This window comes from Flexivirga meconopsidis (assembly GCF_026162425.1).
GTDB classification, from domain to species: domain Bacteria; phylum Actinomycetota; class Actinomycetes; order Actinomycetales; family Dermatophilaceae; genus Flexivirga; species Flexivirga meconopsidis.
Window position 1 is genome coordinate 483,807 of sequence record NZ_JAOBQJ010000002.1, and the last position, 22,869, is coordinate 506,675.

At 69.5% G+C, this 22,869-nt stretch carries 20 protein-coding genes; 9 read left to right on the forward strand and 11 right to left on the reverse strand.

Annotation, left to right across the window (positions count from 1 at the left end; translation table 11 throughout):
- Positions 1-34 precede the first annotated feature (34 nt).
- The 4 genes from N2M23_RS07600 (at position 35) to N2M23_RS07615 (ending at position 5,081) form a co-directional block, all read left to right on the forward strand.
- On the forward strand, positions 35-1,150 hold the full coding sequence (locus tag N2M23_RS07600) for an acyltransferase domain-containing protein (protein ID WP_265444496.1): 1,116 nt from the start codon (positions 35-37) through the stop codon (positions 1,148-1,150).
- Positions 1,151-1,812: 662 nt separating this feature from the next.
- Positions 1,813-2,961 carry a sodium:proton exchanger gene (locus tag N2M23_RS07605; RefSeq protein WP_265445106.1) on the forward strand — a complete coding sequence of 383 codons (1,149 nt, stop codon included), beginning with the start codon at positions 1,813-1,815 and terminating at the stop codon, positions 2,959-2,961.
- A gap of 52 nt (positions 2,962-3,013) precedes the next feature.
- Entirely contained in the window at positions 3,014-3,832 is an 819-nt protein-coding gene (locus N2M23_RS07610; protein ID WP_265444499.1) for a class I SAM-dependent methyltransferase, read from the forward strand.
- 79 nt (positions 3,833-3,911) lie between these two features.
- Positions 3,912-5,081: an RtcB family protein gene (locus N2M23_RS07615; protein ID WP_265444500.1), complete on the forward strand. Its 1,170-nt coding sequence runs from the start codon at positions 3,912-3,914 to the stop codon at positions 5,079-5,081.
- A gap of 53 nt (positions 5,082-5,134) precedes the next feature.
- Here the strand turns inward: N2M23_RS07615 and erm are convergent, their stop codons facing one another.
- The 3 genes from erm to N2M23_RS07630 form a co-directional block, all read right to left on the reverse strand.
- Entirely contained in the window at positions 5,135-5,926 is a 792-nt protein-coding gene (erm, locus tag N2M23_RS07620) for a 23S ribosomal RNA methyltransferase Erm (RefSeq protein ID WP_265444501.1), read from the reverse strand.
- A gap of 249 nt (positions 5,927-6,175) precedes the next feature.
- Positions 6,176-7,180, reverse strand: coding sequence for a tryptophan--tRNA ligase (gene trpS / locus N2M23_RS07625; RefSeq protein WP_265444502.1), 1,005 nt, complete (start codon positions 7,178-7,180; stop codon positions 6,176-6,178).
- Between the two features lie 99 nt (positions 7,181-7,279).
- Complete coding sequence (locus N2M23_RS07630; RefSeq protein WP_425270212.1) at positions 7,280-8,509, reverse strand: MFS transporter; 1,230 nt, start codon at positions 8,507-8,509, stop codon at positions 7,280-7,282.
- A 72-nt stretch (positions 8,510-8,581) separates the two neighbouring features.
- On the opposite strand from N2M23_RS07630, the gene N2M23_RS07635 reads away from it, so the two are divergent.
- On the forward strand, positions 8,582-9,445 hold the full coding sequence (locus tag N2M23_RS07635) for a LysR family transcriptional regulator (protein ID WP_265444506.1): 864 nt from the start codon (positions 8,582-8,584) through the stop codon (positions 9,443-9,445).
- Between the two features lie 2 nt (positions 9,446-9,447).
- Here the strand turns inward: N2M23_RS07635 and N2M23_RS07640 are convergent, their stop codons facing one another.
- Positions 9,448-9,816, reverse strand: a complete 369-nt coding sequence (locus N2M23_RS07640) for a VOC family protein (RefSeq protein ID WP_265444508.1) — start codon at positions 9,814-9,816, stop codon at positions 9,448-9,450.
- An 88-nt stretch (positions 9,817-9,904) separates the two neighbouring features.
- Between N2M23_RS07640 and betT the strand changes: the two genes are divergently transcribed.
- Genes betT through N2M23_RS07655 form a run of 3 tightly spaced genes read left to right on the forward strand, consistent with a single transcriptional unit; the run spans position 9,905 to position 15,106 of the window.
- Complete coding sequence (gene betT, locus N2M23_RS07645) at positions 9,905-11,983, forward strand: choline BCCT transporter BetT (RefSeq protein WP_265444509.1); 2,079 nt, start codon at positions 9,905-9,907, stop codon at positions 11,981-11,983.
- Positions 11,980-13,485 carry an aldehyde dehydrogenase family protein gene (locus tag N2M23_RS07650; protein WP_265444510.1) on the forward strand — a complete coding sequence of 502 codons (1,506 nt, stop codon included), beginning with the start codon at positions 11,980-11,982 and terminating at the stop codon, positions 13,483-13,485. Before betT ends, N2M23_RS07650 begins: the two co-directional genes overlap by 4 nt.
- A 31-nt stretch (positions 13,486-13,516) precedes the next feature.
- On the forward strand, positions 13,517-15,106 hold the full coding sequence (locus tag N2M23_RS07655; RefSeq protein ID WP_265444511.1) for a GMC family oxidoreductase: 1,590 nt from the start codon (positions 13,517-13,519) through the stop codon (positions 15,104-15,106).
- 9 nt (positions 15,107-15,115) lie between these two features.
- On the opposite strand, the gene miaB is transcribed toward N2M23_RS07655, so the two are convergent.
- The 6 genes from miaB to N2M23_RS07685 all read right to left on the reverse strand — a co-directional run bounded on the left by miaB (position 15,116) and on the right by N2M23_RS07685 (position 20,771).
- Positions 15,116-16,648 (reverse strand): tRNA (N6-isopentenyl adenosine(37)-C2)-methylthiotransferase MiaB, encoded by a 1,533-nt coding sequence (miaB, locus tag N2M23_RS07660; protein ID WP_265444512.1) that lies wholly within the window; start codon positions 16,646-16,648, stop codon positions 15,116-15,118.
- Between the two features lie 66 nt (positions 16,649-16,714).
- Positions 16,715-17,140 (reverse strand): hypothetical protein, encoded by a 426-nt coding sequence (locus tag N2M23_RS07665; RefSeq protein ID WP_265444514.1) that lies wholly within the window; start codon positions 17,138-17,140, stop codon positions 16,715-16,717.
- 59 nt (positions 17,141-17,199) lie between these two features.
- Entirely contained in the window at positions 17,200-18,576 is a 1,377-nt protein-coding gene (locus N2M23_RS07670; RefSeq protein WP_265444515.1) for an FAD-binding oxidoreductase, read from the reverse strand.
- A 50-nt stretch (positions 18,577-18,626) separates the two neighbouring features.
- Complete coding sequence (locus N2M23_RS07675) at positions 18,627-19,253, reverse strand: LysE family translocator (protein WP_265444517.1); 627 nt, start codon at positions 19,251-19,253, stop codon at positions 18,627-18,629.
- Between the two features lie 5 nt (positions 19,254-19,258).
- Entirely contained in the window at positions 19,259-19,816 is a 558-nt protein-coding gene (locus tag N2M23_RS07680) for a helix-turn-helix domain-containing protein (protein WP_265444519.1), read from the reverse strand.
- A gap of 145 nt (positions 19,817-19,961) precedes the next feature.
- Positions 19,962-20,771: a class I SAM-dependent methyltransferase gene (locus N2M23_RS07685; RefSeq protein ID WP_265444520.1), complete on the reverse strand. Its 810-nt coding sequence runs from the start codon at positions 20,769-20,771 to the stop codon at positions 19,962-19,964.
- Between the two features lie 72 nt (positions 20,772-20,843).
- On the opposite strand from N2M23_RS07685, the gene N2M23_RS07690 reads away from it, so the two are divergent.
- The gene (locus N2M23_RS07690) at positions 20,844-21,707 is read left to right on the forward strand and encodes a LysR family transcriptional regulator (protein WP_265444521.1); all 864 of its coding nucleotides are present in this window, start codon (positions 20,844-20,846) and stop codon (positions 21,705-21,707) included.
- A 232-nt stretch (positions 21,708-21,939) separates the two neighbouring features.
- On the opposite strand, the gene N2M23_RS07695 is transcribed toward N2M23_RS07690, so the two are convergent.
- The gene (locus tag N2M23_RS07695) at positions 21,940-22,662 is read right to left on the reverse strand and encodes a regulatory protein RecX (protein ID WP_265444523.1); all 723 of its coding nucleotides are present in this window, start codon (positions 22,660-22,662) and stop codon (positions 21,940-21,942) included.
- Positions 22,663-22,869: the final 207 nt, after the last annotated feature.

Sequence of the window (22,869 nt, forward strand, 5' to 3'; positions counted from 1 at the left end):
GAAAGATAGTCGGCGCGCTCCCTACGATGAGCGGGTGACTCTGCCGAGCAGCGACGAGATTCGGGCCCGCATCACCGGGGCGGCGCGCGTGCGGGCGTTTGCCTACTTCGCCGTGGAGCCCGCTGACACAGCCGACTTCGCTGCGGCCGCCGACTCGATCGCTGCCGACCGCGCCCTGCTCGGCGAGGTGGCCGAGGTGGTCGCGCAGCTGCGGGAGGGCATGGGCGTGCCGCTCACCCAGACGCCTGCCCGGTTACCGGCCAGGTTCGACCCGCACGATCCGGACGCCCCACTCACCGACCGCTTCTTCTATCCGGTGGCGTTCGTCGGGGCGCTTGCGGATGCGCTGGCCTATCACCGCTCCCGCGCCATACCCGACGCGGCGTCGCGGGCCATCTTCGCCGATCTCGGACGGCACCTGCGGATCTTCGAGCGCACCTTCGGGCAGACCGGGCTGCACGTGCAGGACTGGTTCGCGCTGCACCTGCGCGGGCTGATCTACGACTTCGGGCGGCTCCAGGGGAATCTGACCGAGCTGACCGGGCCTGCTGCCGATCTCGCCGCGGCGGCCGTGCCGGCTCCGCCCGGCGCGATGGTGATCGACACTCATATCCCGGACATCGGACCGTTAACACCGGCCGAGGTCGATGCGTCGTTCGGCCGGATGTCACCGTTCTTCGCCCGGCACTTCCCGGAGCTGCCGCCGCTGCGGATCGCGGTCTGCACCAGCTGGCTGCTCGACGAGCAACTGCAGACCCTCGTGCCGGGCAGCAATATCGCGGCATTCGGCGCCCGCTGGCACCCCATCGGGCCGCCGAGCGATGGCGACTGGTCGGTGCGCAACTTTGTCTTCCGCCGTCCGGATGCGCCGCTCGACCGGCTCACCGGCAGCTCCCGCCTTGAGCAGGCGGTGCTCAAGCACTGGCGCTCCGGTGCCCATCTGCAGGTCCGCACCGGCTGGTGCGAAACCGCCCACCCGCAGCGCGACTCGATCGACTTCGGAATACTGAGCACCATGAGCAACGAGCCGACCGACGACACATACGACATCGAGGAAGAGGAGACGGCGACCGACGAGGGTATGCCGTTGCGCCCCGGCTACGACGACGCCAACCGGCCGGAGCCGGCCGAGTCCTCGTCCGACGACTGAGCGAAACCACCGGCGCGCCCACGCCCTTGACCTTCAACCTGGTCGAGGGTGTGGGCTTGCCCGTATGACGAGACTCCCCTCATCGGCGCCGGCATGAGCGCGCTGGTCCACCTCTGCCGCGGTTGCACCCACCAAACCGAGTGGCATCTGCCGCGCAACGGCGGCTACACCCGATGCCTCTGCTGCCGCGCCGGGACAGCCGATGCGACACCGGAACCCGTTGTGGTGCAAACCTTTTCACTCCCAGGCTGGCACCCCGAACCGTTGCTCGAGCCCGGTTCGCCGCGCAACGCCGGGACGATGCATGCGACGGCCACCTGCGACTGCACGAGGTGTTGGGCGTCATACGAGCGATCCACCGGCAGGGCTGTTCGGTCGGCCTGACGTCGGTTAGCCTTACTCACTGAAGGGGAGTAGCCCTCACCGCCCGCGACAGCGCGGTGGTGGATGTGGTCGACATACTGGCGCCGCGGCGCCCGGCCACCTCGCCGGTTCACCGGTGGGCGAGACCTTCGACCATGTTGATTGGTCGAGGTCTCGTCACAGCGCGCAGCCTCGGCCCTGACCTCCGGGACCCCGAGTTGACTTCTCCCGCAACAACTTCCGCCGCGCATTTCAGACGCCTACTCGCGCGATCCCTCGTCATTGCCGCCGTGATCGCGATGCCCGCAGTCGTGCTGCGGCTCAGCGGCGGCGAGCCGCCGTCGGTGGCCCAGTTGGTGATCTACGGCGCTGCCGTCGTGGCCGCGTCGTTCGTGCTCGCCTGGGCCGGGGACGCGGCGCAGGTGGACATCTCCGGCGGATTCGCCATCGCCATACTGGCCTTCATAGCGGTGCTGCCCGAATACGCAGTCGACCTGTACTACGCGTACACGGCCGGTTCCAACCCCGACTATGTGCAGTTCGCGGCGGCCAACATGACCGGCTCAAACCGGCTGCTGCTCGGTTTCGGCTGGCCGTTGGTCGTGCTGCTGGCGCTGTATGCCGCAGGCCGCGTCAGCAAGAAGCCGGTGCACCAGCTCGCTCTTGGTGCGGACAACCGGATGGAGCTCGGATTTCTGCTCGTTGCAGGTGTTTTCGCGTTCGTCATTCCCATCACTGGCGAGGTGCACCTGGTGATGGGCCTGATCCTCATCGCCTGGTTCGGTTTCTACGTCTACAAGCTGACCCGTGGCGAACCGGAGGAGCCCGGTCTGATCGGGACCGCAGCGGCTATCGGGGCGCTGCCGCGGCAGCGGCGCCGTGCCGTCATACCCGTGCTGTTCGTCCTCGCCGCCGCGGTAATCCTCCTCAGCGCCGAGCCGTTCGCCGAAGCGCTGGTCGACTCCGGCACCGAGCTGGGCATCGACCAGTTTCTCTTGGTGCAGTGGCTGGCGCCGTTGGCCTCCGAGGCGCCGGAATTCATCATCGCGGCATTGTTCGCCTGGCGTGGCAAGGGCACCGCCGCGATCGCAACGCTGATCTCCTCGAAGATCAACCAGTGGACGCTGCTGATCGGTTCGCTGCCGATCGCCTACCTCGCCGGTGGCGGCAGCGCGTCGCTGACGCTCGACGACCGGCAGATCGAGGAGTTTCTGTTGACCGCCACCCAGACCCTGATGGGGGTGGCGATGCTGCTCACGCTGCGCTTCCACCGCGGATCGGCGTGGCTGCTGCTGGCACTCTTCGCGGTGCAGTTCCCGATCACCTCCACGCACGGACGACTGGTCCTGTCCGGCGTCTACCTGGTGATCGCGGCGGCGCTCTTCGTGCGGCACTGGCGGCTGATCCTGCCGACCTTGGCGGCGCCATTGCGCCGTACGACGCAGTGAGCTGCATGAAATCCGGATGCGTGCGCACCCCGTGAGCGAGCAGGATGCTCCGGTGACCAACTACCTCGCGCTCAACCGCGCCAACTGGGACGACCGGGCCGCCGCACACGCGGCGAGTCCCGACTACGCCGTGGCCGAACTTGTCGACGGCACACGCCGATTGAGCGATGTCGTCGAGTTCGACCTGCCGCGTCTCGGTGACGTCGGCGGTCTCAACGGGGTGCACCTGCAGTGCCACATCGGCACCGACACCCTGTCGCTGGCCAGGCTCGGCGCGCGGATGACCGGGGTCGACCTGTCGCCCGCATCGCTGCGGGAGGCGAGAAGCATCGCCGACCGCGCGGGAGCCACCATCGACTACGTCGAGTCCGACGTGTACGACGCGCCGGCCGCGCTCAGCGGGCGCACCTTCGACTTGGTCTACACCGGCATCGGCGCGCTCTGCTGGCTGCCGTCCGTCGACCGGTGGGCGGCGAGCGTCGCCTCCCTGCTGCGTCCGGGCGGGCGGCTGTTCATCCGCGAAGGGCATCCGATGCTGTGGGCGCTGACCGACGAAAAGCCAGGACCGACAGTCGAATACAGCTACTTCGAGCAACCCGACGGTCTGGTCTGGGACGAGGGCGGCACGTATGTCGAAACCGACTATGAGTTCACCGCGAACACCACCGTCGAGTGGAATCACGGCCTCGGCGAGATCGTGACCGCCCTGCTCGACCACGGCTTAGCGCTGACCGCACTCGCCGAGCACGACAGCGTGCCGTGGTGCGCACTGCCCGGCCAGATGAGCGTCGATGAGCGCGGCGAGTGGCGCCTCACCGACCGACCCGAGCGGCTTCCCGCCAGCTACACACTGCAGGCCACCAAGACCTGACCGACGCCTTCCCCTTGTGAGGAGCGGTGTTCGGTCTTTGACCGGGCGCCGCTTTTATTGTGCGACAAAGGAATTCATCATGGACAAGATCAACAGCAGACTGTTCAACTGGGCATCGCTCCTGGAGGCCAACACCCGGGAGCAGGCCGAGATCACCGCGACGATGCCGTTCATCCACCCGCACGTGGCGTTGATGCCGGACGCCCACCTCGGCCTCGGCGCCACCGTGGGCTCGGTGATCCCGACTCTCGGCGCGATCATCCCGGCGGCAGTGGGGGTCGACATCGGTTGCGGCATGATCGCCGTCCGGACCCAGTTCACCGCGGCCGACCTCCCGCAGGACCGCTCCGTCATACGGCACAGCATCGAGCGGTCGATCCCGCTGTCCGCTGGCGGTGCAAACCGGCGAATCAGTAGGGACCACACCGTTGCCCGACTGGAGGCGCTGTCCGCGATGGCACAGGATGCCGATTTCGACCCGGCGTCGTACGCCAAGAGGTGGAAGCTGCAGCTCGGCTCGCTGGGCTCCGGCAACCACTTCATCGAGCTGAGCCTGGACGAGCAGGACCGGGTGTGGTTGTTCTTGCACTCGGGGTCGCGGGGTGTCGGCAACCGGATCGCCCAGCGTCACATCACGGTGGCGCGGGATCAGTGTGCCAAGTGGTGGATCTCGTTGCCGCACAAGGATCTTGCCTACCTCGTGGAGGACACACCGGAGTTCGACCGCTACCTGGCTGAGCTGCGGTGGGCGCAGCACTTCGCACTGCTCAACCGGGAGGAGATGATGGATCGGGTCGTGCACGACGTGTCGCACTGGGTCGGTGAGCCGGTGGTCGAGCAGGAGCGGATCAACTGCCATCACAACTACACCGAGCGGGAGCGGCACTTCGGCAAGCAGGTCTGGTTGTCCCGGAAGGGCGCGATCAATGCCGAAGCCGGCCGACCCGGTCTGATCCCGGGCTCGATGGGCACTGCGTCATACGTGGTGACCGGCCGGGGCAACCCGGTGGCGCTCAACTCCTCCCCGCACGGCGCCGGCCGGGCCTACTCCCGGTCGGCCGCGCGGCGGGCGTTCACCGTCGAGCAGTTGCGCGATGCGATGAGCGGCATCGAATACCGCGACACCGACGCGTTCCTGGACGAGATTCCGCAGGCATACAAGGACATTGACGTAGTCATGCAGGACGCCGCGGATCTCGTCGAGATCCGGCACACCCTCCGGCAGATCGTCAACGTCAAGGGCGACTGACAGTTTCGTTCGCCGAGTGACTGCGCTTGCGCCGTCACTCGGCGAACGAAGCGTCAGTCGCGGTGGGTGGGTCGCTGAGCGCGCAGCTGCCACAGCGTCGCCCACTGCTGCGCGCTCAGCCGGCCGGGGGTGTCTCGTGGTCCGATCCGTTGCTCGCGGCACCACGGTGCGAGCCGCGTGCGCGGAATGTCGCTTGAGCGAGCGAGCACCTCAGGCAGACCGGCGCCGCGGCCGGTGAAGATCGCGCGGACCCACTGTTGATAGGCGGCGCGTTCGGCGGTCGGCACCAGCGGCTCGGTGCGCCGGTCCATGACCAGTAACCCGGCGTCGACGCTCGGCACCGGACGAAATGCCCTGGCCGAAATCTTCTGGTGCAGTTGGAAATCGAACCACGGCCACCACTGCGCGGTGAGTTGAGTGGCGCCGCCGACGCCGGCACGCTTGCGGGCGACCTCCCACTGGGTGATCAGCACCGAGCGCGCCCAGCCGTCCAGGCCGAGCATCCGCCGCAACACGGCGGTGGTGAGATGGAAGGGCACGTTGCACACCAGGTCGTATGACGGGGCCGGCGGCGCGTGGCGCAGGATGTCGCCGCACCGCACACACACGTGCGGACCGAGTCGTCGCCGCAGCACCGCGACGCGACGCGGATCGAGTTCGACAACCTCCAGCGGTCGGCCGAGAGCGGCCAGTGGGACCGACAGGGCACCGCCGCCGCCGGCCCACTCGACCAGCGGCAGTGACCGGTCACGCACCAGGTCGACGACTTCCCGGATCACCCGGCGATCGATGAGGTCGTTCTGGCCGAGCTCGTGACGGCCTGGACGAAAAGTGTTGCGGGACATTGGCTTTCCTCCAACTGCTAGTAACGGACGGAGTGCTCCGACCGGAACGGCGCAGGTGGATGGGAAGCCCAGCGGTTACAACACGATGCACGCGGGCAGCCCGAAGACGCCGTCCGGCCGCAGCCGGTGACGACGCCTCAGGAGTTCGCCCGCGCGCCGTCTCAGTGAGTGCGGGTGCGTGCGAACAGCGTGATTGCCATGCCGCGGAGCGTAGAAACCCCGACCGGCGACCGGCAACTGGTTTTTGCCTCAGTAGCTCATCCCCATCAGCTCGAACACGTCGGCGAGCGTCCGGTCTGCGAGCGCGGCCGCACGCGCATTACCCGCTCGCACCACGTCCCGCAGGTATGCCGGGTCGGCCGCGAACTCCGCGCGCCTGCGGCGATGCTCGGCGAGTCCGTCGTTGACTGCCGTGGTCAGCTCTCGTTTGAGAGCGGCCGCTCCCCCGTCACCGATCCGTTCGGCGACCTGCTCGGGGGTCTCGCCGGTGAAGAGGGCCGTGATGCGCAGCATGCTCGACACCTCGGGGCGGCGATCCGGGTCGAAGGTGATGCGACGCTGGGAGTCGGTGCGAGCCTTACGGATTCGCGCGGCAGTCGCATCCGCCGTCATACCCAGCTCGAGGCCGTTGCCGCGGCTGGTCGACATCTTGCGCCCGTCGAGGCCCGGCACGACCGGCGCCCTTGTGAGCAGCGCCTCCGGCTCGGTGAAGTAGTCCGCGCCGTAACGGGCGTTGAAGCGGCGCGCGATCACCCGGGCCTGCTCCAGATGCGGCAACTGGTCCCTGCCGACCGGGACGACATTGCCGTGCACCGCGAGGATGTCGGCTGCCTGGTGCACCGGGTAGGTGAGCAGCAGGCCCGACAGCGGCCGCCCGTCCGTCGCCGCGAGTTCGTCCTTGACGGTCGGGTTGCGGCGCAGCTCCGCGTCGCTCACCAGGGAGAGGAACGGCAGCGTGAGCTGCCCGATCGCGGGCACGGCCGAGTGCGCGAAGATCGTCGAGCGGGTCGGGTCGATGCCGGTCGCCAGATAATCCGCGACCTGACCGAGCGCCGCCGACCGCACGTCGCCGATCGCGTCGCGATCGGTGATCACCTGCAGATCAGCGATCAGGATCATCGTGTCGATCCCGTTGTCCTGGAAGGCGACCCGCGATCTCAACGTCGCAAAGAGGTGGCCGATGTGCAACGGTCCGGTGGGTCGGTCTCCGGTGAGGATCCGTTGGTGGCCGGGCGGGGTGGTGATGGTGGTCATCTGCGCTCCTTGTGGGTGGGCCCGGACCACCGGCGCATGACACAAAGATGCCGCCCGGCCCGGGCGGCAATGGAAGGGGTTGCTTCGTCGGGCCGCCGGTTACGGCAGCCACCACGACTTGCGTGCGAGCAGAAGCATGGCGATGACGGTAGCACCGAGCAGCAGCGCCCCGACATACAACACCGTGCCGCCCCAGCCGCCGGCACTGTAGGCCACCCCCGCGCAGGCGCCGAGCACCGACGACCCGACGTAGTAGGCGAAGAGGTAGAGCGCGCTCGCCTCGGCACGATGCCGTTTCGCGAGCAGCCCCACCCAACCGCTGGCCGTCGCGTGGGCGGCGAAAAACCCTGCGGTGAAAAGCAATACGCCCACCAACACACTCGGCAGGTATGACGGGAGCGTCAGCACGAGGCCCACCCCCGTCACCAGCTCCGCGGTCACCAGGGTGCGGGCACGCCCGAAGCGATCGGCGAGCCGGCCCGCCACCGCGGACGACACGGTGCCGGACAGATACATCAGGAAGACCAGCCCGACGATCGACTCCGGCAGGCCGAACGGCGGCCGCAGCAGCCGGAATCCGAGCAAGTTGTAGACCGCGACGAAGCCGCCCATCAGCAGGAACGCGGTGGCGAACAACCCGAGCAGCGCCGGGTTGCGCAGGTGCTCGCGCACCGCGGCCGACGTCGAGCGCACTCCGACGTGCTGCGCCTCGAAGTAGCGCGACGCCGGTGCGAGGCGGACGAACATCAGCGTGAAACCGAGCGCGACGACGGCGGCGGCCTCCATGGCCCACCGCCAGGTCGACACGTCCAGGGTGAACGACGCGACGAGCCGGCCGGCCAGGCCGCCGATCGTGGTGCCGGCGATGTAGCGGCCCATGGCGGCGCCGAGGTGGTCGCGGTGCACCTCCTCGGCGAGGTAGGCCATCGCGGTCGCCGGCACGCCCGCCAGCGCGATCCCCTGGAGGGCCCGCAGCGCCACCAGCACGGTGAGGTTGGGTGACCAGGGCAGCACCAGCCCGAGCGCCGCCGAGGCGACCGCGGAGAGGGTCATCACCCTGGTGCGGCCGAAGCGCTCGGACAGCGCGCTCGCCGGGATGATCGCGAGCGCCAGCAGCCCGGTGGTCGCCGAGACCGTCAGCGCGGACGCCGCCGGCGAAATGCCGAAGTCGCCCGCCAGGGACGGCAGCACCGCCTGCGCGCAGTACATCGCCACGAAGGTCGTCATGCCGGCTGCGAAGAGCGCGAGGGTGATGCGGCGGTAGCCCGCCTCGCCGCGACGGTATCCCGCGGCCTCGACAGGACTTTGCAACACACTCACGGGAGCCATGGTGACCGGTCGCCCCGTCATACGGAAATGAATGTTTGACACCAGATCGATGCATTGGTGCATGATGAGGGCATGCGGGACGAAGTGCGCTGGTTCGTGGTGCTGGCCGACGAGGAGAACGCCACCGCTGCCGCGGCGCAGCTGCACATGCCGCAGCCGACCCTCTCGCGCAAGCTCGGACGGCTCGAACGCCAACTGGGCACAAGGCTTTTCGACCGGATCGGCCGCCGTCTCGTGCTCAACGACGCGGGGCGGATCTACGCTGAGCACCTGCGACGGGCGGACGCCGAGCTGGCCGCCGGCGAGCAGCGCGTGCGCGAGCTCGGCACCCCGGCCGACCGTGTGGTCCGCCTCGGCTTCCTGCACTCCTTCGGCACCTGGCTGGTGCCGCAGCTGATCCAGCAGGCGCGCGCGGCCGACCCTGCCCTGCGCTTCGACCTCGTGCAAGACGCCGCCGAGACGATCAGCGGGCTGGTGCTGGACGGCAGCCTCGACCTGGGCATCGTCTCGCCCCGGCCCGCCGCGAGCGGCCTGCGCTGGCGGCGCCTGTTGCGGCAGGACGTGCACCTCGCGGTGCCGGCCGCCAGCCCCCTCGCCCGCGAGACGACCATCGACTTCGCGCAGCTCGCCGATGTCGAATTCGTCGCGATGGGGCGCGGATTCGGCATGCGGCAGCTGCTCGACGAGGCCTGTGCGGCGGCCGGCGTCGAGCCGCGCATCAGTGTCGAGTGCCAGGAGCTGGACACCGTCGCGGGCCTGGTCGCCGCCGGGATCGGCGTCGCGTTGCTGCCCGACTCCCCCAACACCCGGGTGCCGCCCGGTGTGGTGCTGCTGGGCATCCGCGGGGTCGACGCGGCCCGTGAGGTCGGACTGGTGTGGGCGCGCGACCGGGCGCTGCCCGAGCCGGCCCGCCGGGTGCGCGACCTCGCCGGCTGACGCTAACCGCGCAGGCAGAGGCAGAACGGGTGCCCCGTCGGGTCCAGGTAGACCCGGAAGCCGGGGTGCTCCTCGTCGCCCTCGACCTTGCGGGCGCCGAGCGACAGCGCGTGCGCCTCCGCCTCGTCATAGGAGTCGACGGTGAAGTCGAGGTGCGCCTGCATCGGCACCGCCGGGTCCGGCCAGGTCGGTGGGGTGAACTCGCGCGCCCACTGGATCGCCAGCGGCACCCCGCCGCCGGGCGGCGTCACCTCCCACCAGTCGTCGTCCGCCCGGGTCACCTCCCCGCCGAGCAGATCGGCGTAGAAGCGGCCGAGCCGCTCCGGCTCGGGGCTGTCCAGGGCGAAGAGCTGCAGCTCGATGAGTGCCATGGTCCAAGCATCGCGCCGGCCACCGACAGCAGGCACCCGACATACGCCGATCCGACTTTCCTGGGCGTCGTCTGTATGGTGTTGCCACGTGACAAACGCAGCCGACCTGGACACCAAGCCGGATTCTGCGGCACCACAAGACACTCCGCCGCCGTCTCTCAACCGCACCGTCTTCTTCACCGCAGCAGGCCTCGTGCTCGCCTTCGCGGTCTTCACGCTGGCCCTGCCGGACACCGCATCGACCGTGATCGGGTCGGTCGTGGAGTGGATCTCCAGCTGGTTCGGCTGGTGGTACTTCGCCCTCGCGACGGTCTTCGTCGGCTTCGTGATCTTCATCGGACTGTCCCGCTTCGGCACCTACCGGCTCGGCCCCGAGGAGTCCCGCCCCGAGTACAACCTGTTCACCTGGACCGCGATGCTCTTCGCGGCCGGCATCGGCATCGACCTGATGTTCTTCTCGGTCGCCGAGCCGATCAGCCAATACCTCGAGCCGCCGACCGGCAAGGGCGGTGACGTGCACGCCGCACGCGAAGCCGTCTCGTGGACGCTGTTCCACTACGGGATCACCGGCTGGGCGATGTACGCACTCATGGGTATGGCGCTGGCCTACTTCGCCTTCCGGCGCCACCTGCCGCTCGCGATCCGCTCGGCGCTGGCGCCGGTCTTCGGCCGACGCGTCGAGGGCCGGCTCGGCGACGCGGTCGACGTGGCCGCCGTGCTCGGCACGATCTTCGGCATCGCGACCTCGCTCGGCATCGGCATCGTGCAGCTCAACTTCGGGTTGAACGTGATGTTCGGCATACCGCTCGGCAAGGCCGCCCAGATCGGCCTCATCGTGCTGTCGGTGGTGATGGGCACGATCTCGGCGACCACCGGCGTCGACAAGGGCATCCGGCGGCTGTCCGAGCTGAACGTGCTGCTGTCGGTGGCGCTCCTGCTGTTCGTGTTGGTCACCGGACGCACCGGCTTCCTGCTGAACGGATTGGTGATGAACACCGGCGATTACGTCACCGGTTTCGTCGGCAAGTCGATGGACACGATGGCCTGGCAGAACCCGACCACCTGGATGAACTCCTGGACGCTGTTCTTCTGGGCCTGGTGGATCGCGTGGGCGCCGTTCGTCGGGCTGTTCCTCGCCCGCATCTCCCGAGGCCGCACCGTGCGTGAGTTCGTCTTCGGCGTGCTCACGATCCCGTTCCTGTTCATCCTGTTGTGGGTCTCGATCTTCGGCAACAGCGCGCTCTCGCAGGCGCGACAGGACCCGGCGTTCGGCACCAAGACGCTCAATCAGTTCGAGGCCGGCTTCTACTCCCTGCTCGACACCTACCCGTGGGCGCCGCTGATCGTCGGCATCGCCACCGTCGCCGGGTTGCTGTACTACGTCACGAGCGCCGACTCGGGCGCCCTGGTGATGGGCAACTTCACCTCGCGGCTGCACCACCCGATGCAGGACTGCGCCAAGTGGGTGCGGGTCTTCTGGTCGGTCGCGATCGGCCTGCTCACCCTCGGCATGCTCTTCGCCGGCGGCGGTGCGGGCTCGATCATCACGCTGCAGAACGCGACGATCGTCATGGGTCTGCCGTTCTCGTTCGTGCTCGCGCTGATCATGATCGGGCTCTACCGGGCGATGCGGGAGGAGTCGCTCAAGGACGCCTCGCTGCGCACTTCGTTGCGCGGCTTCATGGCTGCGGGCCGCGGTGCCGCCGGCAAGCAGCCCGACTGGCGGCACCGGCTGGCCCGCGCGACCACCTTCCCCGGGCGCCGCGCCACCGAGCGGTTCCTCACCGAACGTGGTGTGCCCGCACTGGAATCCGTCGCCGCGGGCCTGCGGGACGCCGGCACCCCTGCGCTCGTCGAGGACACCGTGGGCGAGGACGGCCTGCCCGCTCCCCGCCTGGTCGTCGACCTGCAGGACGAGCCGGACTTCAGCTACCGGCTCAGCCCGGTCTCCTGCCCGACCCCGTCGTTCGCCAACTCCCGGGCGGGCAGCAGCAATGACCGCTACTACCGCTGCGAGGTCTTCCTGGACGAAGGCAGCCAGGGCTACCAGATCAACGGCTACACCACCGACCAGATCATCGGCGACGTGCTCGACCAGTACGAGCATCACCTGACGTATCTGCACCTGCGCCACGACTACGCGAGCACCGAAGGAGAGGGAGTATGACGACAGCGACGCTCTACATCGGAGGCCGCTGGGAAGCGGCAGCCGACGGCGGTACCCGCGAGATCCGTTGTCCCGCAGACGGTTCCCCGGTCGGCATCGTCTCGGAGGCTACCCCGCAGGACACCGAGCGCGCGATCGCCGCGGCCCGCGAGGCGTTCGACGCCGGCGAGTGGTCGGCCCGCCCGACCGCCGAGCGCGGCGACCTGCTGCTGCGGGTGGCGGCCGAGATCCGCCGCCGCAAGGACGACTTCGTCCGCGCCGAGACCCTCGACACCGGCAAGCGGCCCTACGAGTCCGAGATCGACATGGACGACATCGCAAATTGCTTCGACTACTTCGGCAAGCTCGCCGGGCAGGACGCCGGACGCATCGTCGACGCGGGCAACGCTGACGTGCTGTCCCGGATCGTCTACGAACCGGTCGGGGTGTGCGCGCTCATCACCCCGTGGAACTACCCGCTGCTGCAGGCCGCCTGGAAGGTTGCGCCGGCGCTGGCCGCGGGAAACACCTTCGTGCTCAAGCCTGCCGAGCTGACGCCGCACACTTCCATGCTGCTGATGGAGGTGCTGGAGACGGCCGGTGTGCCGGCGGGCGTCGCCAACCTGATCACCGGCGCGGGCGCCACCGCCGGCGCCCCGCTGTCGACCCACCCGGACGTCGACCTGGTGTCGTTCACCGGAGGACTGATCACCGGCCGCAAGCTCGGCGCCGCCGCGATGGGCTCAGTGAAGAAGGTCGCCCTGGAGCTGGGCGGCAAGAACCCCAACGTGATCTTCGCCGACGCAGTACAGACCGACGAGGACCTGGCGACCGCCGTCGATAACGCCCTCAACGGTGCCTTCCTGCACTCCGGACAGGTCTGCTCGGCGGGTGCCCGGCTGGTCGTCGAGGAGTCGGTGCACGACCGTTTCGTCGACGCGCTGGTGCAGCGGGCGGAACAGATCGTGCTCGGCCTTCCCTTCGAAAAGGCAACCGAGACAGGGCCACTCATCTCCGGCGAGCACCGCGACAAGGTCGACGCCTACGTGCAGAAGGCGAAGGAACAGGGCGCCACGATCCGCACCGGCGGCGCCAACGCGACCGGCGACATGGGTGCCGGATCCCTGGACGACGGCTACTTCTACCTGCCCACGGTGATCGACAACGTGACCCGCGAGATGGACTGCGCGCACGACGAGGCGTTCGGCCCGACGGTCACCGTCGAGACCTTCCGCACCGAGGACGAGGCGGTGCAGATCGCCAACGACACCGAATACGGTCTGGCCGGCGCCGTGTGGAGCAACGACGCCGGTAAGGCTGACCGGGTCGCGTCTCGGCTGCGGCACGGCACCGTCTGGATCAACGAGTTCGGTCCCTACCTGCCGCAGGCGGAGTGGGGCGGCTACGGGCAGTCCGGCTTCGGCCGGGAGCTCGGTCCGACCGGCCTGGCCGAATACCAGGAGGCCAAGCACATCTACCGCAACCTCCGGCCCGGCGTGACCGGCTGGTTCGAGCAGCGCTGACGATCTACACCACGTGGAAGGACCAAACATCTTGACCGACAACACTTTCGACTACGTCATCGTCGGCGGCGGGTCGGCCGGAGCGGCGGTCGCGGCCCGCCTCTCGGAGAACCCCGAGGTCAGCGTCGCGCTGCTGGAGGCGGGCCCGACCGACCTCGACCAGGACGTCATCCTGCAGCTGGACCGGTGGATGGAGCTGCTGGAGTCCGGCTTCGACTGGGACTACCCGATCGAGCCGCAGGAACAGGGCAACTCGCATCTGCGGCACGCTCGCGCCAAGGTGCTCGGCGGCTGCTCGTCGCACAACTCGTGCATTGCGTTCTGGCCGCCCCGGGAGGACCTCGACGGCTGGGCGGCCGAGTTCGGTTGCGACGGTTGGGGTTCGGCGCAGACCTATCCCCTGCTGACCAAGCTGGAGACCAACGAGGACGACGGGCCGCTGCACGGCAAGGACGGCCCGGTGCACCTGATGAACATCCCGCCGAACGACCCCTGCGGGGTCGCGCTGCTCGACGCCTGCGAGCAGGCCGGCATTCCGCGGGCGACGTTCAACACCGGCAACACCGTCGTGAGCGGCGCGAACTTCTTCCAGGTCAACCGGATGGAGGATGGACGCCGTTCCTCCTCCTCGGTGAGCTACCTGCACCCGATTCTGGACCGGGAGAACCTCACGATCCTCACCGACACCTGGGCGCGTGAGCTCGTCTTCGACGACGGCGAGGAGCGACCGCGCTGCGTCGGAGTTTCGGTGGTGGACAACGCTTTCGGCCGGGCGCGCACCATCACCGCCGACCGCGAGGTCGTCGTCTCCTGCGGCGCGATCGACAGCCCCAAGCTGCTGATGCTGTCCGGCATCGGGCCCGCCGACCACCTGCGGGAGGTCGGCATCGACGTGCGCGTCGACTCCCCCGGCGTCGGCGAGCACCTGCAGGACCACCCCGAGGGCGTGATCCAGTGGGAGGCCAAACAGCCGATGGTCACCGAGTCCTACCAGTGGTGGGAGATCGGCGTCTTCGACACCACGCAGGACGGCCTGGACCGACCGGACCTGATGATGCACTACGGCTCGGTGCCGTTCGACATGCACACGCTCCGCCAGGGCTACCCCACCAGCGACAACGCATTCTGCTTGACCCCCAACGTGACTCACGCCAAGTCACGCGGCACGGTGCGGCTGCGGTCGCGCGACTTCCGGGACAAGCCGAAGGTCGACCCGCGCTACTTCACCGACGCCGACGGCCACGACATGCGGGTGATGATCGCCGGCATCCGGCGGGCGCGCGACATCGTCGCGCAGCCGGCGATGCAGGAGTGGGCCGGTCGCGAGCTCTACCCAGGCGCCGACGCGCAGACTGACGAGGAGCTCGCCGACTACATCCGCCGCACCCACAACACCGTCTACCACCCGGCCGGCACGGTGCGAATGGGTGCCGCCGACGACGCGGACTCACCGCTGGACCCGCAGCTGCGGGTGAAGGGCGTGCAGGGCCTGCGCGTTGCGGACGCCTCGGTCTTCCCCGAGCACACCACGGTCAACCCCAACATCACCACGATGATGGTCGGCGAGCGCTGCGCGCAGCTGATCGCGGGCGACCCAGCCGAAGCAGCGCCGCAGCAGTAGCGAAAACCGTTACGAACACGCGCAACCCGGGCCGGCGGCAACAGCTGCCGGCTCGGGTTTTCCGATGGCGGGCATGCCGAGCGACACCGCGGGCTTGCGCACTGCGCCGTCACCGCCGTCAGCGGCACCGGCCTGCAGCGCCTCCCACGCGTCACCGCCGGGCGTGCGGCGCACCGCCCAGGTGCCGCCCTGCACCGGGGAGTCGGCCACCAGGTGGTGCGGCGCGCCATAGGTGACGTCGACGGAGACGACGTCACCGGGACGTGGCCGCTCGGTGCCCTCGGGCACCGCGAAGTGCACCAACCGGTTGTCCCGGGCGCGACCCGACATGCGCTGGGTCTCGGCGTCCTTGCGACCCTCGGACGGTGCGACCAGCACCTCCAGGGTCCGGCCCTCGAGAGCCCGGTTGCCGGCCCAGGAGACTTCCTCCTGCAATTCGATCAGCCGGTCGAACCGTTGCTGCACAACGGCTTTCGGCAATTGGTCCGGCAGGTCGGCCGCCGGGGTGCCGGGCCGGATGGAGTATTGGAAGGTGAACGCCGAGGAGAAGCGCGCCTCGCGCACCACCCGCATGGTCTCCTCGAAATCGGCCTCGGTCTCCCCCGGGAAGCCGACGATGATGTCGGTGGTGATCGCGGCGTCCGGCATCCGGTCGCGCACCCGGTCGAGGATGCCGAGGAACTTGTCCGACCGGTAGGACCGGCGCATCGCCTTGAGCACCCGGTCGGAGCCGGACTGCAGCGGCATGTGCAGTGACGGCATGACGTTGGGCGTCTGCGCCATCGCGTCGATCACGTCGTCGGTGAAGGCCGCCGGGTGCGGTGAGGTGAAGCGCACCCGCTCCAGGCCCTCGATCTCGCCGCACGCGCGCAGCAGTTTGCCGAAGGCGAGGCGGTCACCGAATTCCACGCCATACGTGTTGACGTTCTGGCCGAGCAGCGTCACCTCGACGACGCCCTGCTCGACCAGTGCCCGCACCTCGGCGAGCACGTCGCCCGGGCGGCGGTCCTTCTCCTTGCCGCGCAGCGACGGCACGATGCAGAACGTGCAGGTGTTGTTGCAGCCGACCGAGATCGACACCCACCCGCTGTATGCCGAATCGCGTCGGGTCGGCAGCGTGGACGGGAAGGTCTCCAGCGACTCGAGGATCTCGACCTGCGCCTCGGCGTTGTGCCGCGCGCGCTCGAGCAGCACCGGCAGCGAGCCGACGTTGTGCGTGCCGAAGACCACGTCGACCCACGGCGCGCGACGGACAATCTCCTGCCGGTCCTTCTGGGCGAGGCAGCCGCCGACCGCGATCTGCAGGTCCGGGTTGTCGGTCTTGGCCGGGCGCAGCTGGCCGAGCTGGCCGTAGAGCTTGCCGGCGGCGTTCTCGCGCACCGCGCAGGTGTTGAAGACCACGACGTCCGGGCTCTCGGGACGGGCGTCATCGGTCAGCGCGGCCCGGTCGACATACCCGGCCGACTCCAGCAGACCGGCGATCCGCTCGGAGTCGTGGACGTTCATCTGGCAGCCGTGGGTGCGCACTTCATAGGTCTTCATGACCGATCCAGGGTACGGCGTGGCTCACCGCTCTCCCGAATCGCGCGGGCCGGGTACGCCGCTTCGCTAGCGCACCGGGCGCGCGAGCGCGCCAAGCGCGGCGACGAACACCGCCAGTGCGGGAAGCGCGATCACCACACAGAGCCAGGCACCCAGGACCATGAGGTATCCGGCGCCGGTGGCCAGCACGATCCCCATCACGAGCGCCAACACCGCGCCGACCTGGGCACCTCGCAGCGACAAGACGCCCGCCAGCACGCCGACCACAGCGACCACAACGGCAGCGACGAGCAGGACGACCACCGGCCCCCAGATGCCGCGGGCGTAGTCGTGGGCACCGTGCTCCGAAGCCGCCCAGAGCCCGAACAGCCCGATGAGTCCGAGCAGCACGAGGATCGCCAGCAGGGTGATCGCCGATGTCACGAACATCAGGACGGCCGTAGTGATCCACCACCCACGATCGGGCGATGGCTGTGCTCGCGCATCCGTCATACCGGCCGACAGTAGGACACCCGGACTGGCGAAAACCACTGTCCACAGGACGCTTCCGCTCAGAAGACCTTTCCCGGATTGAAGGTGCCCTCGGGATCGAGCGCCTGCTTGACCGCCCGCTCCATCGCCAGCACCTCGGGTCCGAGCTCCCGCGCCACACCGGGCATCTTGAGCAGCCCGACGCCGTGCTCGCCGGTCACCGTGCCGCCCAGGTCGAGCGCCTCCTCGATGATCCGGTCGAACGCCGCCTGCGCCCGCGCCTTCGCCTCGTCATCACCCCGGCCGGTGATCATCAGCGGGTGCAGGTTGCCGTCGCCGGCGTGCGCGACCGTGGCGATCGTGATGTCGCTGTCGGCGGCGATCCGCTCCACCCGCCGCAGCATCTCCGGCACGTGCTCCTTGGGCACGCAGACGTCCTCGGTGAGCAGCGGCCCGAGCCGCTCCATCGCCGGGTAGGCGAGACGCCGGGCGGCCATCATCGCGTCGGCTTCCTCCGGGTCGGCGGTCTCGGCGACGAACGTCGCATTGCCCGCCTCGAACGCCGCGACCATCTCCTCTGCTGCCCGCTTCCCTGCCTCGCCCGGTTCGTCGACCTTGCCAATCAGCACCACGTTCGCCTCGGACGCAATGCCCATGTGGGTCATCTCGTCGACGGCGAGCAGGCAGGTGCGGTCGACGAGTTCGAGTGCGGACGGGGTGAGCCCGCGCGCCGCGACATCGCGCACCGCGACACCCGCGTCCACGATGCCGTCGAAGTAGCCGAGCACGGTGCGACCCGGGTCGGGCAGCGGGCGCAGCTTGACGGTGATCTCGGTGACGATGCCCAGGGTGCCCTCGGAGCCGACGAACAGGCCGACCAGGTCGAGCCCGGCCACCCCCTTCGCCGTACGCCGGCCGAGGCGCACGACCTCGCCGGTGCCGGTCACCACCTCGAGGCCGATGACGTAGTCGCGGGTCACGCCGTACTTCACGCAGCACACGCCGCCGGCGTTGGTGGCGACGTTGCCGCCGATCGTGGACCAGGGCGAGCTCGCGGGGTCCGGCGGATACCAAAGTCCTTGCGTGGCAACGGTTTTGCGTAGGTCATCGTTGACGACACCGGGCTGTACGACGGCGAGGCGTTCGAGCGGATTGACCTCGAGCACCTGGTTGAGCTTCTCCAGAGAGATCACCACACAGCCCTCGAGGGCGTTCGCGCCACCGGACAGGCCGGTGCCCGCGCCCCGGGGCACCACCGGCACGCGGTGCTCGAGCGCCCAGCGCACGGTTTCCTGCACGTCGGCGGTGCTGCCGGCGCGCACCACCGCCACGGGTTTGCCGTATGCCGCCCACTCGGCCTCGTCGTGCAGGTAGGACTCCAGCAGGGCCGGATCGGTCACGACGGCCCTGTCACTCAGCCGGCCCTCCAGTTGCCCGATCTGGTCGCGATCGCTCATCCGCCGACGCTATCGCGCCGCCGCACAATTCCGGCGGACAGCCCGACTGCTCAGCGCGGGATCAGGGTCAGCCCGATCGCCGCGAACACGCCGCCGGCCACCCGGTCGATGACCTTCTGCAGGCGCTTGTATGCCGCGACGACCGGCTGGGCGCCGGCGCACCAGCTGACGGCCGCAAACCAGCCGGCACCCATCGCGAGCATGATCGCGAGCAGCGCCACCCGCATCGCGGGCGACGCGCCGTGCGGCATCAGCGTCGCGAACAGCGCACCGAAGAAGACCAACGCCTTCGGGTTGGACAGATTGGTGAAGAGGCCGAGGCGCCAATGGTGCCGATGTGACTGTGGTTGCTTGCCATTCGGCATCCCCGGCGTCTCTGCACCGGACGACGCGGCGTTGCGGGTCGACCACAGCACGTGCAGGCCGTAGCCGATCAGCAGGACCGCGCCGACCGCCCGGATCACCAGATAGAGGTGCTCGTAGCGGGCCATCAGAGCGCTCAGTCCGACCAGGGCGAGCGTGGCCCAGCACGCCATACCGCACACGACGCCGAGGCCGACGCGCAGGCCGGCGGCCCGACCGCGCGCCGCGGCGGTGCGCAGGACGGCGAGGAAGTCCGGCCCGGGCGTCACCACGCAGACGGCCCAGGCGAGCAACAGCGGAGCGATCGCGAGCATGTCTTCTATCCGATCATCGGTGAGGCGATGAGCACGGTCACGTCGGCCGGCTCGTGGTCGGTGCGGTAAGTGTGGGACGCGTCGCCGGCGAAGGCGAGCAGATCTCCCATGCTGAGCACCGTCAGGTCGTCGGTGGGCCCAGCGCGCAGCGATCCGGACGCGACGACCAGGTGCTCGACGGTGCCCGGGGCGTGCGGCACACCCTCGAACTCGGTGGCCGGTGGCATCCGCAGCCGCCAGATCTCGACCTGGTGGCCGCCGGTGACGCGGCGCAGCAGCTCCCGGTCGATCTCACCCTCGGTGCCGGGAGTGCCGCGGATCAGCTGCGGCCCGGTGTCCTCGCCGCGAACGAGCAGGTCGGACAACGGGATCCCGAGTGCGACGGCAACCGCGTCGAGGGTGTCGATCGTCGGGTTGGCGCCGCCCGACTCAAGGCTGGACAGTGTCGCCTTGGACACACCCGAGCGCCTCGCAAGCTCGGCGGCGGACATCCCCCGCTGCCCGCGGCGCGCGCGGATCTGGGCGCCGACGGCAGCGGCGAGGTCGGACGATCCGGTGGGCATGCGTTCACTATAGCGAACGTTTCGACTGTTTCAATAGCTTTCGGGAGTGGGCCGGCCGCCGAGGTAGCACTCGATGTCGCCAAGAGCGCCGGGATACGACGTCCAGTGCTACCTCGGCGCTCACCCGCCGGCACCGCCGGGCCGCTCAGCGCACGCCGACCATGACGTAGTCGTCGCCGTGCTGCCACACCGCGCCCGCCTCGGCGCAACCCGCGGCGCGCAGCGCCGCCGCCAGCCCCTGCCGGGTGGCCGGCGGACGATCGTCGTCGGCGCGGGCCGCGAAGGCCAGGCGCTCCCGCCGGGCCGACAGCTCGGCCAGCTCCGGCGCGGCATGCGCCGCCGCCCACCACGCAGACCAGTCCTCGCCGTCGACGCGGCCGGTGCGGCGCACGCCTGCTGCGGCGACCTGGCGCCGCACGTCGTCGAGCCGCGGCTCGGAGTCCGGCTCGTAGAAGTGGTCCCCGTCGACGAAGACACCGCCCGGCGCGAGCGCTTCGACCGCCTCATGGACAACGGTCGCCAACGCGGCCCCGGGCAACCAGTGCAGCGCGGTGGTGCTGACGAATGCGTCGGGCGCGCGGTCGAGGCCGAGCCGGCGGAGCCAGCCAGTCTCGCTGAGATCCGCGGCCACGACGCGGAATCTCTCACTGCCGTATGCCGATGCGGCCAGCCCGAGCAGCAGCGGATCGAGGTCGACGCCGACGACGGTCGCACCCGGCAGCTGTCGCAGGAGACGCGACGCCAAGGATCCGGGACCGACACCGAGATCCACGATCAGTGGGTCGTCGCGTCGCACGCACGCCTGCACGACGTCGGCGATCACTGCGAACCGTTGCTCACGATCGACGAAGTAGGTGCCTTGTTGGTCGTCCCATCGCCGCAGCCATCGCAGTGCCACGTCCCGGTCGAGTTTCGTTGCGGCGCAGGTCTGCTGAGTCACGTAGTCATCTGCCATGGATCCAGACTCTCGGGAGCAGCCATCGCACGGTAGCCGCCAGGTTGCGTGCAGCTTCCATAGTCTGTGCCTATGGACTCATTGCCCGAGGTCGACGACCTGCGTCTTGTCGTCGCTGTCGCACGGACCGGATCGGTGGGAAGCGCCGCCCGGTCGTTGCGCATCTCGCAGCCGTCGGCGAGTGCACGGCTCTCCCGGCTCGAACGCCGCGTGGGTGCAACGCTTTTCGACCGTGACACAACTGGCGCACGACCCACGCCCGCCGGTTCGGAGCTGGTGCGGCAGGCGCGGCACATCCTCGGCCATCTGGAGGGGGCGTTCGCCGCGAGTCGGGCGGCAATGCTGGAACGACGCCTGGTCGTTGGGACCTTTGCGAGCCTCACCTCACTGCTGTTTCCGGCGCTCGACGCGCTGCTGCCGGAGGTTGCGATCGACCAGCGGCAGGATCACGGTCCGGTGCTGCTGCAATGGGTCGCGGAGGGTTCGATGGACGCAGCGTTCGTGGCCGTGGCCGACCAGGTCGAGGTGCCGTCGTCGGTGGTCATCCACCAGGTGGGCACCGATCCGCTCGTGCTGTTTCGTGCGGTCGGGGTCGAGCCGATGAGTCGGGGCCGACTGCCGTTGCGCGACCGGCAGGTGGTCGCGTCGACCTACGACCTGAGCACCGAGGAGGTGCTGGAGGGGCTGCACCGCCTGGGCGCCGATGCTCGGCCGGGCGTGACCTTGGCGGCGGCGATCGCGATGGCCCGCAAGCGGGGCCACCTCGCGGTCCTCCCCCGGAGCGCGGTCGCCTTCGACCTGCGCGAGGGCGAGGTGGTCGAGCGGCTGCCGTTCCGGAGGTCAATGCGTCTCGCCATGGCGACACCCCGCACCGCCGATCCGCGCCTGCTCGGCGTGCTCCGCGGGCTGCGCCGCGAACTCGATCTCGCCCGCTAGCCCGCAGCCACCGCTGCCCTGTACCGACAGGCCGACGCACGCATTGGCCAGTCGGTGCATGACCGGCGAATGATGCGCCCGTATGACACGCACGAGTGACGACGCTCGCAATGAGTGACGTCGATGCAGCGCCGTCGTTCGTTGCGGCGGACGTCACTCGACGTGGGCGGCCGTCACTCGATCACCGGGCCGCCCTTTGAAGAAGTGACCGGTCGGCATCGACCGCGAGCGCTCAGTCCGGTTGGTGCTCCGGGGCGTCCGCGATCGCCTCGCGGATGACCGACCAGGCAATCGATGACGAATAGCCTTTGCGGGCAAGCATTCCGGCGAGCCGCCGGGTCTGCACGGTGGCGTCGAGTCCGTGCATCGAGCGCAGCTTCTTGTCGACGAGCGCACGGGCGCGGTCGCGCTCGCTCTCCTCGTCGATCTCGTCCAGCTGCTCCCGGGCGATCTCCTCGTCGACGCCCTTGCGACGCAACTCCTGTTGCAGCGCCCGGCGGGCCAGGCCCCGGCTCGCCTGCTGGGAGCGGACCAGCATGCCGGCGTATGCCGCGTCGTCGATCAGCCCGACCTCTTCCATCCGGTCGAGCACTTCGGTGGCGACCTCGTCGGTGCAGCCGCGTTGGCGCAGCTTGTCGGCAAGCTGTTTGCGGCTGCGCGGCGCCATCGTCAGCTGCCGCAACACGATCGTGCGAGCGACTTCGTGCGGATCGGGCTCGGCGTCGGGGTTGTCGGCCGGTGGCTCGCGGTCCCGGCGGCGCTGACCCGAACGACTCCCGCGGCCGCCGCGACCACGCTTGGCCGGCGACCGCTCCCCCGACCACTCGACCCGCCGTCGTGAATTGGCGCCGGTCGCCGGCCCGGACGACGCCGCGGCCGAGGTCGGGCGCTCCGGCACGTCCGCCGGGTCGACGAAGTCCGGCAGCGAATCCGACTCGGTGTCAAAGGGTTTCAAAGGTGCGCTCTCCTTCGCAGCCGAACGGTGGTCTCGATGCGGGCCTCGCCTAGCGGCTCGGCCCTACTCGACCACCGCGTGGCGGCTCGGCCCTACTCGACCACCGACATGACGGCTCGGCCCTACTCGACCACCAGCCGTGCGCCCGGGTCTCGCGACCGTCGATCGAGCACTCCTCGGCCGCGAACCGCCCGATCCAGCGGCCGA